The organism is Allorhizobium pseudoryzae, assembly GCF_011046245.1.
GTDB lineage: Bacteria > Pseudomonadota > Alphaproteobacteria > Rhizobiales > Rhizobiaceae > Neorhizobium > Neorhizobium pseudoryzae.
Genome location: NZ_CP049244.1, coordinates 819,681 through 831,717, shown reverse-complemented (window position 1 = coordinate 831,717; position 12,037 = coordinate 819,681). Strand labels below are relative to the sequence as shown.

General features: G+C 61.2%; 8 protein-coding genes and 1 riboswitch. Of the genes, 1 reads left to right on the top strand and 7 read right to left on the bottom strand.

Annotated features, from left to right (window positions below; all coding sequences use genetic code 11):
- Positions 1-4: 4 nt before the first annotated feature.
- Positions 5-238: riboswitch (cobalamin riboswitch) on the bottom strand.
- A gap of 122 nt (positions 239-360) precedes the next feature.
- Together G6N78_RS22715 and scpC are read right to left on the bottom strand one after the other, a co-directional pair.
- Positions 361-2,109 (bottom strand): GGDEF domain-containing protein, encoded by a 1,749-nt coding sequence (locus tag G6N78_RS22715; RefSeq protein WP_165224273.1) that lies wholly within the window; start codon positions 2,107-2,109, stop codon positions 361-363.
- A gap of 260 nt (positions 2,110-2,369) precedes the next feature.
- Positions 2,370-3,887 (bottom strand): succinyl-CoA:acetate CoA-transferase ScpC, encoded by a 1,518-nt coding sequence (scpC, locus tag G6N78_RS22710; protein WP_165224271.1) that lies wholly within the window; start codon positions 3,885-3,887, stop codon positions 2,370-2,372.
- A gap of 314 nt (positions 3,888-4,201) precedes the next feature.
- On the opposite strand from scpC, the gene purU reads away from it, so the two are divergent.
- A complete protein-coding gene (purU, locus tag G6N78_RS22705; protein ID WP_165225416.1) occupies positions 4,202-5,086 on the top strand; it encodes a formyltetrahydrofolate deformylase in 885 nt (294 codons plus the stop codon).
- Between the two features lie 125 nt (positions 5,087-5,211).
- Here purU and mmsB read toward each other — a convergent pair whose 3' ends face one another.
- From mmsB to G6N78_RS22680, 5 genes are all read right to left on the bottom strand, one after another.
- Complete coding sequence (gene mmsB / locus G6N78_RS22700) at positions 5,212-6,402, bottom strand: multiple monosaccharide ABC transporter permease (RefSeq protein ID WP_165224269.1); 1,191 nt, start codon at positions 6,400-6,402, stop codon at positions 5,212-5,214.
- A complete protein-coding gene (gene mmsA / locus G6N78_RS22695; protein ID WP_165224268.1) occupies positions 6,399-7,961 on the bottom strand; it encodes a multiple monosaccharide ABC transporter ATP-binding protein in 1,563 nt (520 codons plus the stop codon). Before mmsA ends, mmsB begins: the two co-directional genes overlap by 4 nt.
- Before the next feature lie 71 nt (positions 7,962-8,032).
- The gene (gene chvE, locus G6N78_RS22690; protein WP_165224266.1) at positions 8,033-9,097 is read right to left on the bottom strand and encodes a multiple monosaccharide ABC transporter substrate-binding protein; all 1,065 of its coding nucleotides are present in this window, start codon (positions 9,095-9,097) and stop codon (positions 8,033-8,035) included.
- A gap of 142 nt (positions 9,098-9,239) precedes the next feature.
- Positions 9,240-11,060, bottom strand: coding sequence for an IlvD/Edd family dehydratase (locus tag G6N78_RS22685; RefSeq protein WP_165224264.1), 1,821 nt, complete (start codon positions 11,058-11,060; stop codon positions 9,240-9,242).
- Between the two features lie 49 nt (positions 11,061-11,109).
- Positions 11,110-12,036 carry a Gfo/Idh/MocA family protein gene (locus G6N78_RS22680; RefSeq protein ID WP_165224261.1) on the bottom strand — a complete coding sequence of 309 codons (927 nt, stop codon included), beginning with the start codon at positions 12,034-12,036 and terminating at the stop codon, positions 11,110-11,112.
- Between the last annotated feature and the right edge of the window lies 1 nt (position 12,037).

Below are 12,037 nucleotides of genomic sequence, written 5' to 3'. Positions count from 1 at the left end.
ACGTTGGACATATGTGCTGATGGCAGGTCTCCTGGCTCACGGTTGTCGCCTTTCGCCTGCCTTCCCGCGCCGCATGGCGCAGTGACATGACGCTGGTGAAGCGTCACAAGGACGAGTGGCATCCGCCTACAGTTGCGGGGGCAGCCACGGACTGAACGATTGCAAGGTCGTCGTACCGTGTTCCCTATTAATCCTCGTTTCCGTCCGGAGAAGAGGAACCATCCACGCCAGATAACGGTCTGGTGAGCGTTGGGTCAAGAGTTTCTGGAACATGGGCGGCGCACTCGGATACGACGTTGGTTATGTAATAACGTTACATAATGACATCCGATCCATCTGTCCAGCCCGAAACGGGCGAGATCAGGCAGCGGTGGAAATGTCGCGCGGCGATGTCGGCGCGTTGCCGGCAACCACGACCCGGACGCAGTTCCGTCCGTCGGATTTTGCGCAATACAGAGCGGCATCGGCCTGGCGCACCTGTTCCGTCCAACTGCCGGCATAGGTGCTCGGCGCCACACCGAGACTGAGGCTGACGGTCAGCGACGTCGTTTCGGTCAACGGGAAGGAATGGTTTGCCACCGATCGGCGGATGTCTTCGGCGAGACGTGTTGCCTCTTCAACGTTCACACCAGGACACAGCACGGCGAACTCCTCGCCACCGATACGACCGATCCGGCAGGAGGCACCCGTTGTCTGGCGTAGTATGGATGCAACACCTGCCAGAACACGGTCACCCACCGGATGACCATGGCGGTCGTTGACCTCCTTGAAGTGATCGATATCACCAATGATGAGCGCGGCGGGACCGTGCTCCGCCAGGGCATGCGCCTCCCTTTCGAAGCCACGCCGGTTCAGAAGCCCCGTGAGACTATCCGTCTGCGACAGCTTTTCGAATTCTCGCGTCAGACGGGCCCGCTCGGTCAACCGGCCCTCGAGGATGCGGATGGCCGCAAACAGCGACGCGATCTCCGCAATCGGATGATCCTTCGGGCGTGTCCCGGGCTTGCGACCTTCGGCGAGCGCGATCACATCCGCCACCCCGCGCAGAAGCGGCCGCAAGATACGGATGCGGATGATGGCCAGGAACAGCGGCACCAGCGCAAGCAGGACGATGGCGAGAGCGCCATCGACAAAAAGATCAATCGTCGAGGACCGAGTCTGGTTCTCATGCGTCCGCTTCAGGCTCTCCAAGTATCCGTTGCGCAGATCGGTCAGCGGCTGCATCAACTGGACGTATTCCTGGGTGAAGGTCGCGGCGTCCCGTTTGAATTGCCCTTTCGTGCGCCCATTCTCGATTTCTTCGTCGATCAGCTGCAGGCCGGACGTCAGATAAATCCGCTGTACATCAAGCGCCTTGTCGTGAAACTCCGATCCCACGCGCTCCACCAGACGCGCTGGTGCCAAGAGTTGCCAGGTCTGTTCGATCTGATTGCGCAAACTGGTGATGGCCAGGAGGTTCTTCTCCGGAATCGCCACGCGCGCCGTCATCGGCCCGATCAGGTAGGAGCCGATCCGCCCCGCATATTCGCGGAGATCACTGAAGGCAGCGCCCTTCATCACCACATCGGCAAGTAACCGTTCCTGCTCGATGGCAGCCGCTCCCCAGCGGGTCATGACACCGGAACGATACCGATCCCATGCCTTAAACATCGTCTCGATTGCCTGCTGGACCTCTCCCGGGGTCCGTCGCTCCAGGGGTTTCATGGCGTTCAGTTCCACCAGAACCCGCCCCGCCATCAACTGGTGGCGCACATCCTCGATTGCGCGCGCCGGGACACCCAGGGTCTCGACGGCGGCCAGGGCGGCATCGGTCTGGGCTTTGGCGCTCTGCCACGCCTGCCGCGCCGATACAGCCTGTTGCGCGGATGCCGCCATATAGCTGTTCGCCGGCCCGCGTTCGGCGGAAATCCATGTCGCCGCATCAAACACGATGGCGAATTTCTCGATCCATTGAGCAGTCCCGCGTGCCGCCTGCACGCGAGAAAAGCTGTTGGAGATGGCAGAAACGGCCAATAACAGGGTGCACACGACCGCAAGCGCAGCGAGCGCCAGGATGCTCGGATTGATGCCGCGATGACGCCGCTGCACGCCCTGTAGTGCCGGTTTCACGTTAGCCTCATCGCCCCCGACTAGCCCGTTTGGCCGGCCTCAGGAAAGAGGCAGCCTTGTGCGCTCTCCCGTCACCAGCATCTGATCCAGCCGTTGAACGCGCATGACGCCCAGCCGCGGACCGGTTCGACCATTTGGCGGCACGCACCTGAAGAAAATGCTAATAAAGTGAGAAATATTCGCTCTCATATTTCGCCAGCCGCCGAAGACTTTCAAAATCAGGAGTTCAGGAGTCTGTGAGACCGTTAATGCCGTACAATTCACTCCGCCGCGGCACGAACCTCCTTTGCCTTCAGCATGGAGCCGGTCTCGCGACTACGCTGATGCCAGGACAACGCCTCCTCCAGGAGATGCGGCGTATGTCCGCCACGGGCGACCGCGCGCTGGAAATAATCGAGAAGTTCATCGCGATATGTCGGATGCGCGCAATTGCGGATGACGCGCTCTGCCCGCTCGCGGGGCGCAAGTTCGCGCAGGTCCGCAAGACCGTTTTCCGTCACGATGATATCGACGTCGTGCTCGGTATGGTCCACATGCGGCACCATCGGCACGACGGAGGAGATCCGTCCCCCCTTGGCGAGCGATTTCGTCACGAAGATCGACAGGTAGGCATTGCGGGCAAAATCGCCCGAGCCGCCAATGCCGTTCATCATGTGCGTGCCGTTCACATGCGTGGAATTGACGTTGCCGTAGATATCCACCTCCAGCGCCGTGTTGATGCCGATGACGCCCAGGCGGCGGATGACCTCGGGATGGTTGCTGATTTCCTGCGGCCTCAGGACCAGCCTGTCCCGGTAGCGACGGAAGTCGGCATAGACGCGGGCCGCGCAGGCCGAGGACAGTGTGATCGAGGATCCGGAGGCAAAGCTCAGCTTTCCCGCGTCAAACAGGTCGAACGTGCTGTCCTGCAGGACCTCGCTATACATCCGCAGGTGATGGAAGGGACCATTGGCAAGTCCGGACAGAACCGAATTGGCGATCGTGCCGATACCGGCCTGTAGAGGATTGAGGGTGAGGTCCAGCCGTCCGAGGCGCACCTCCTCCTCGAAGAAGCGGATCAGGTGATCGGCAATGGCCCGGGTATCCGCATCAGCTGGCTCGACGGTCGAAAAGCTGTCCTGCTCCTGCGTGATGACGATCGCGGCAATCTTGTCAGGATCGATCGGGATATACGGCACGCCGGCCCGTGTATCGCAGGCGACGACGGGGATCGCCTCGCGGGTCGGGCGCTTGGTCGGGATATAGATGTCGTGCAGCCCCTCGAGGTCGAGGGTCTGGGAGAGGTTGATCTCGATGATGATCTTCTTGGCGAGGATGGCGAAGCTTGCCGAATTGCCGATCGAGGTCGAGGGGATGATGCCACCATCCGGCCGGATCGCAGCGGCCTCGATGATCGCATAGTCGATGGGACCGAGTTGGTTCGAGCGCAGGTGCTCGACGGTCTCGGACAGGTGCTGGTCGACGAACATCACCTCGCCGCGGTTGATGGCGGCGCGCAGCGTCGCGTCCGTCTGGAAGGGCATTCGGCGGGCCAGCACGTGCGCTTCCGTCAGCATCCGGTCGATATCGTGACCGAGCGAGGCACCGGTGAGGAGGGTGATCTTGAAGGGATCGCTCTTGGCACGCTCGGCCATGGCAACGGGCACGGCCTTTGCGTCACCCGCGCGGGTGAAGCCACTCATTCCGATGACCATGCCATCTGCAATCAGGCTGGCCGCCTCCTTCGGCGTGACGATCTTGTCGAGGAGGGATGGGCGTCTGATGCGGTCTTCAAGCATGGATCTATCCTGGCGGTTCACGGCTACGTCCTCCCGGAAACCGAGATTAGATCGCGTTGATGGCTGCACCTTGACCGAAATCAAGGGCACCGGCCGGAAACGGCGGTGATAAGCGGCTGAACGACGCTTGCGGAACGGCCCAGCCGCGCTTGCACCGTCATCCTCCTCCAGCTGAACGCAGCGCGCCGTGCGGACAGAAGACTTGAACTCTGGCCAATCTTGGTTATTGCGGTGACAACCCACAACCGGCATCCCGCCGGCAAAACCACCATCAGTCCGGGGCTAGGTCGCGCGCCCCTTGGAGAAGAATGACGATGAAAAGCTATGTGCTGACCGTGACCTGCCCGACCGCCCGCGGCATCGTGGCCGCCCTGTCCGGTTATCTGGCGGAGAAAGGATGCAACATCGTCGATTCCTCGCAGTTCGACGATTTCGACACGCAGAAGTTCTTCATGCGGATCTCCTTCATCTCCGAGGAGGGCGTCGATCGCGCCACGTTGATCGACGGGCTTGCGCCGATTGCCGCCAAGTTTTCCATGCAGGCCGACATTTTTGATGCCGCCGAGCGGATGAAGGTTCTGCTGATGGTCTCGCGCTTCGGCCACTGCCTGAATGACCTGCTGTATCGTTGGAAGATCGGCGCGTTGCCGATCGATATCGTCGGTGTCGTCTCCAATCACTTTGATTACCAGAAGGTGGTGGTCAATCACGACATCCCGTTCCACCACATCAAGGTGACCAAGGACAACAAGCCGCAGGCCGAGGCGCAGCTTCTGGATCTCGTCGAGCAGACGGGTACCGAACTTGTTGTGCTGGCCCGCTACATGCAGGTTCTCTCCGATGAACTCTGCCAGAGAATGTCCGGCAAAATCATCAACATCCACCATTCCTTCCTGCCGAGCTTCAAGGGTGCAAACCCTTACAAGCAGGCCTACCAGCGCGGGGTGAAGCTGATCGGCGCCACCGCCCATTACGTGACGGCGGATCTCGACGAGGGCCCGATCATCGAACAGGACACGGTGCGCGTGACCCACGCCCAGTCGCCGGATGACTATGTGTCGCTTGGCCGCGACGTCGAAGCTCAGGTGTTGGCACGTGCCATTCATGCGCACATCCACCACCGCACCTTCATCAACGGCAATCGCACTATTGTCTTCCCGCCGAGCCCCGGTTCCTACGCCTCCGAACGGATGGGCTGAGGCTTTCACCGGATTCGGCGCCGAAAGCGCCGGATCATTTCCAAGGTGCTTCGAGACAACATCAAAAGGCCGCCAGTCCGTTGGGACTGGCGGCCTTTTTCAGGTCGGAACGCTTGGGAGGATGCTCAACGACGCTGGTTGTAGACGTCCACGCAAACGGCGCCGAGCAGGACCAGGCCCTTGATGACCTGCTGATAGTCGATGCCGATGCCGAGGATGGACATGCCGTTGTTCATGACCCCCATCAGGAACGCGCCGATGACGGCACCCGTCACCTTGCCGACGCCACCATAGGCGGAGGCACCACCGATGAAGCAGGCGGCAATGACATCAAGTTCGAAACCGGCGCCGGCCTTCGGGGTGGCACTGTTGAGGCGTGCCGCAACCACAAGACCGCCAAGCGCTGCCAGCACACCCATGTTGGCGAAGGTCCAGAACACCAGGCGCTGCGTCTTGATGCCGGAGAGTTCGGCCGCGCGGGCATTGCCGCCGACGGCGTAGATCTGCCGGCCGATGATCGTGCGGTTGGTGAAGAACCCATAGGCCGCAATCAGCAGCGCCATGATGATCAGCACGTTCGGCAGGCCGCGATGCGAGGCAATGAGATAGGCGATGTAGCTGACGGCGGCCAGGAGCACGATGTTCTTGCCGACGAAGAAACCGAAGGGCTCCGTCTCGACGCCGTGCGACAGGCGCCGCGCCCGGCCACGGACATTCTGCCAGACGAGGAAAGCCGCCACGGCAATGCCGAGGATCAACGAGGTCAGATAGAGTCCGCCCTCAGAGGACAGGAATTCCGGAATGAAGCCGGAGGACAGTTTCTGGAACGTCGCGTCGAACGGACCGATCGAACGGCCGCTGAGGACTGCAATCATGAACCCGCGGAAGACCAGCATGCCGGCCAGCGTCACGATGAAGGACGGTATCTTGAAATAGGCGACGAAATAGCCTTGCACCGCACCGATCAGGCCGCCGAGAAACAGGCAGATGATGCCGGCCGTGACGAAGTCGAAGTTGTACTGCACCATCATCATGGCCGCGACGGCGCCGATGAAACCCGCCACAGAGCCGACCGACAGGTCGATGTGACCGGTGACGATGATCATCAGCATGCCGAGCGCCATGATGACGATGTAGCTGTTCTGCAGGATGATGTTCGTCAGGTTGAGCGGCTTTAAGAGAATGCCGCCCGTGGCGAACTGGAAGAAGATGACGATGACGACGAGCGACATCAGCATCCCGTATTCGCGCAGGTTGTCCTTGAGGAAACCGGCCGCGCTCTGCGGTGCCGGTGCTGTGGTTTCAGGCGTGCTCATTCGTCTCTCCCCTTGCGGCGCATGATGGCGCGCATGATGTTCTCCTGGGTGGCTTCCGCGCCGGCCACTTCGCCGACGAATTCGCCCTCATGCATGACCAGGATGCGATCGCAGATCCCGATCAGCTCCGGCATTTCCGAGGAGATCACCACGACTGCCTTTCCGGCATCCGCGAGTTCGTTGATAATGGAATAGATTTCGTATTTTGCGCCGACATCGATACCGCGGGTCGGTTCATCGAGGATCAAGAGGTCCGGATTGGTGAACAGCCACTTCGACAGCACCACCTTCTGCTGGTTGCCGCCGGAAAGCTTGCCGGTTTCCTGGTAGACGTTGTGGCTGCGGATGCGCATGCGCGCGCGGAATTCCTGCGCCACCTTCATTTCCGAAATGTCATCGATCACGCTGCTGCGCGAGACGCCCGGCAGGTTCGCAAGCGAGATGTTCTTGCGGATGTCTTCCGACAGGATCAAGCCGAGATGCTTGCGGTCTTCCGTCACATAGGCAAGACCCGCATCGATCGCCTTGGTGACTGTCGATACATCGACCGGCTTGCCGTGCATCTTTACCGTACCGGTGATGTTGCGGCCCCAGGAGCGCCCGAACACGCTCATGGCAAATTCGGTGCGGCCGGCACCCATGAGGCCCGAAATGCCGACCACCTCGCCGGCGCGGACCTTCAGCGACAGGTTCTTCACGACCTGGCGATGCGTATGCTGCGGATGATAGACGGACCAGTCGTCCACCTCGAAGATCATTTCGCCTATGTTCGGCGTGCGCTTCGGGTAGCGGCTTTCCATGTCGCGGTCGACCATCTTGCGGATGATCTCGTCTTCCGGCACGACGCCGGCATGGCAATCCATGGTATCGACAGAGCGGCCGTCGCGCAGAACGGTGATGCGGTCGGCCACTTCGGAAATCTCGTTCAGCTTGTGGCTGATGAGGATCGAGGTTATGCCCTGGTTGCGGAATTCCTTCAGGAGTTCCAGCAGTGCTGCGCTGTCCTTTTCGTTGAGCGAGGCCGTCGGCTCGTCGAGGATCAGCAGCCGCACGTCCTTCGACAGGGCCTTGGCGATTTCGACGAGCTGCTGCTTGCCGACGCCGAGATTGGTGATCAGCGTATCCGGCTGCTCGCTCAGGCCAACCTTCGCTAGCAATGCCTTGGTGCGCTCGTGCACGACGGAGCGGTCGATCACGCCGAAACGCGACGGTGCATTGGCGAGGAAAATGTTCTCGGCAATGGACATCAGCGGAATCAGCGCGAGTTCCTGGTGAATGATGATGATGCCGAGCGCTTCGGTATCGTTGATATCACGAAACTGCCGCTCTTCTCCCGCAAACAGGATCGAGCCTTCGTAACTGCCGTGCGGATAAACGCCGGACAGGACCTTCATCAGTGTGGATTTTCCGGCGCCGTTCTCACCCACCAGCGCATGGATTTCGCCTTCGCGCACGGTGAAGCTGACGTCGGACAGGGCTTTCACAGCACCAAATGACTTGGAAATGCCGCGCATTTCCAGAATCGGCGGGCGTTCAGCCGCAATCACGGGAGCAAGCATGCCATCATCTCCGATGGGGACAAAAATGGACGTGGCGGCGCAGTGACGCGCCGCCACGTCCGATCAGGATATTACTTCAGCTGGTCTTCTTTGTAGTAACCGGAACCCACCAGAACTTCCTTCCAGTTGGTCTTGTCGACGGCAACCGGCTTCAAGAGGTAGGACGGAACGACCTTCTTGCCGTTGTCGTAGGTCTTGGTGTCGTTGACGGTCGGCTCCTTGCCGCTCATGACGGCGTCAACCATGTCCACGGTCACCTTCGCGAGTTCGCGGGTGTCCTTGAAGATGGTGGAGTACTGTTCACCAGCGATGATCGACTTGACGGACGGCACTTCAGCGTCCTGGCCGGACACGTACGGCATCGGAACGCCGCCGGAACCGTAACCGACGCCCTTCAGCGACGACAGGATACCGATCGAGATGCCATCATAGGGCGACAGAACAGCGTTCACCTTCTTGTCGGCATAGAAAGCCGACAGGATGGCGTCCATACGAGCCTGGGCGGTTGCACCGTCCCAACGCAGCGTCGAAACCTTGTCCATGCCAACCTGGCCGGAACCAACCTTCAGAACGCCCTTGTCGATGAGCGGCTGGAGAACGCTCATCGCGCCGTTGTAGAAGAAGAAGGCATTGTTGTCGTCCGGCGAACCGCCGAAGAGTTCGATGTAGAACGGGCCCTTTTCGGTGTCGGCCTTCAGAGCCTTCACGAGGGTCGTTGCCTGCAGAACGCCAACCTGGAAGTTGTCGAACGTGGCGTAGTAATCGACATTCGGCGTATCGCGGATCAGGCGGTCATAGGCGATGACCTTGATCTTCTGGTCGGCAGCCTGCTGCAGAACGTCCGACAGGGTGGTGCCGTCGATCGACGCGATCACGAGCACCTTGGCGCCCTTGGTGACCATGTTTTCGATCTGCGAGAGCTGGTTCGGGATGTCGTCTTCTGCGTACTGCAGGTCAACGTCGTAACCGCGCTCCTTGAGCACCTTGACCATGTTGTCGCCGTCCGCGATCCAGCGGGCAGACGACTTGGTCGGCATGGCAACGCCGACGAGACCCTTGTCGGCAGCGCCGGCCGGGGCAGCAATCGTCATTGCTGCAAACATCGCAGCCGTGGTGAGATACTTGAAAAGTTTCATGGATACTCCTCCTGATTGTCGAGGCTCCCTTCGAGCCCGACCGAAAATTCATCCCCCGTGGGCGGCGAGACCGTCGCCCACAATTGTCGTTTCGGGTTCCTCCGAAAGCGCGGCACAGACGTTCCGCGCCCTGATGCTCCCGTCAGTGGTTATCGCGCGGAATACCTTCCGTCTGCGCGATCCGCTGGTATTTCACGGCCGGTTCGAGAACCGCACCGGTCTCCATCTGCCCGACGATGCCGCGCTGGATTTCCTGCCATGGCGTCTGGTGCTTCGGATACTGGTAACCGCCCTTCGCTTCCAGCTCGGCGTAGCGCGCGGCAAGCTCTTCGGCGGAAATGAGGATATCTGCCTTGCCGCTACCGACGTCGATGCGAACACGGTCACCGGTCTTGAGGATGGCAAGGCCACCGCCCGCTGCCGCTTCCGGCGAGGCGTTGAGGATCGACGGGCTGCCGGACGTGCCGGACTGGCGACCGTCGCCGATGCACGGGAGCGAGGTGACGCCCTGCTTCAGCAGATAGTCCGGCGCGCGCATGTTGACGACTTCCGCGGCACCCGGATATCCGATCGGGCCTGCGCCACGCATGAAGAGAACGGTGTTCGCGTCAATGCCGAGCGACGGATCGTCGATGCGGTGGTGATAATCTTCCGGTCCATCGAACACGACGGCCTTGCCTTCGAAGGCTTCCGGATCGTTCGGGTTGGACAGGTAACGGTCGCGGAACTCCTTGGAGATCACGCTCGTCTTCATGATCGCCGACGAGAAGAGATTGCCGCGCAGCACGCGGAAACCGGCGCGCTCCTTGAGCGGCTGGTCGTAGGGACGGATAACCTTTTCGTCCTCGATCACGGCGCCACGGCAGTTCTCGCCGATGGTCTTGCCATTGACCGTCATCGCGTCTTCCTTGATGAGGCCCTGGGTCATCAGCTGGTTGACGACAGCCGGAACACCACCGGCGTGATAATAGTCTTCGCCGAGATATTCGCCGGCCGGCTGCAGGTTGACGAGCAGCGGGATCTCTTCGCCGTAGGTCTGCCAGTCATCAATCGTCAGCTCGACGCCGAGGTGGCGGGCAAGGCCGTTCAGGTGGATCGGTGCATTGGTGGAGCCGCCGATGGCCGAGTTGACCCGAATGGCGTTGATGAAGGCGTCCTTCGTCATGATGTCAGACGGCTTCAGGTCTTCCTTGACCATCTCGACGATGCGAAGACCGGTGAGATAGGCCATTTCCTGGCGGTCACGATAAGGCGCCGGAATAGCGGCCGAACCCGGAAGCTGCATGCCGAGCGCTTCGGCCAGCGAATTCATCGTGGTGGCCGTGCCCATGGTGTTGCAATAACCGGTGGACGGAGCCGAGGAGGCCACAAGCTTGACGAAGCCGGCGTAATCGATCTCGCCCTTTGCCAGAAGTTCACGCGCCTTCCAGACGATGGTGCCGGAGCCCGTGCGCTCGCCGCGGAACCAGCCGTTCAGCATCGGACCGACCGAAAAGGCGATCGACGGGATGTTGACCGTGGCCGCGGCCATCAGACAGGCCGGGGTCGTCTTGTCGCAGCCGATGGTCAGGATGACGCCATCCAGCGGATAGCCGTAAAGCACTTCCACGAGGCCAAGATAGGCTAGGTTGCGGTCGAGGCCGGCCGTCGGGCGCTTGCCGGTTTCCTGGATCGGGTGAACCGGGAATTCGATGGCGATGCCGCCGGCTTCACGAATGCCTTCGCGCAGGCGGTTGGCCAGCTCGAGGTGGTGACGGTTGCACGGCGACAGGTCGGAGCCCGTCTGGGCAATGCCGATGATCGGGCGATCCGACTGCAGTTCCGCCTGGCTGAGGCCGAAGTTCATGTAACGCTCGAGGTAGAGCGCGGTCATGTCGGCGTTCGCCGGATTGTCGAACCAGGCGCGCGAACGCAGCTTGCCGTTCGGTCCTGTGGTCGTGGTGGGCAGTGTGTCTTTGCTCATGAGCCTGTCTTCTTCTGCGCTATGCGTGAACGGCGAAGCCGCTTTCGCGTCAATCCTCGAACGCCTCGACCTCATGACGGCGACCGAGCATGAAGGCATCGGCGACGTGCACCAGGGGCGAGAAATCCGTATCCGACTGGCCGGACGTGACCAGGGAAACGAAATGCCGGTAAAGATTACGGTATTCGCGATCCTCCTCGACGATCTGCGCCTCGCCATCCACGAACAGGCGGCTGCCGCCATGGGTCAGCACGATCGAGCCGCGGTCGGTCTCGACCCGGATATCCCAGGTCTGCGGACCCGTCTGGCGCCAGTCGAAAGCAGCGGTCAGCTTCACGCCGCTGGCGGTCATGAATTCCAGATCGGCGGCAATCGGGGCTGCCCGATTGGCCGGGAAGGACAGGTTCGACGCCACCAGATGGAAGCTTTCCGGCATGATGCGGGTGACGATGGAGAGGGCATTGATGCCCGGATCGAACACGCCGAGGCCGCCCGGCTCCCAGATCCAGTCCTGGCCGGGATGCCAATGGCGCACGTCTTCCTTCCATTCCACATGCAGCGAACGGACCGTGCGGTCGGCCAGCATCTGGCGGGCCGGCTCAACGGCCGCCGCCTCTCGCGAATGCCAGGTCGCAAACAGCGAAACACCCTGCTGCCGTGCAAGCTGATCCAGCGCGAAGACTTCGGCAATGGTGGCGCCCGGCGGCTTTTCCAGCATCACATGCTTGCCGGCGAGAAGGGCTGCACGCGCCTGCTCGAAACGACCCTGCGGCGGCGTGCACAACGAGACCGCATCCACCTCCACGTCGGCTGCGAGCAGCGCGTCAATGTCGGGAAAACAGTGAACACCGTCCAGCTTGGCGTTGCGGCTGGCGACCGCCACCAGATCGATGCCGTCAGTGGCTTCGATCGCCTGGAGATGCTGGTCCCGGGCAATCTTGCCGAGACCGACGATGGCGAGACGGATGGAGGACATC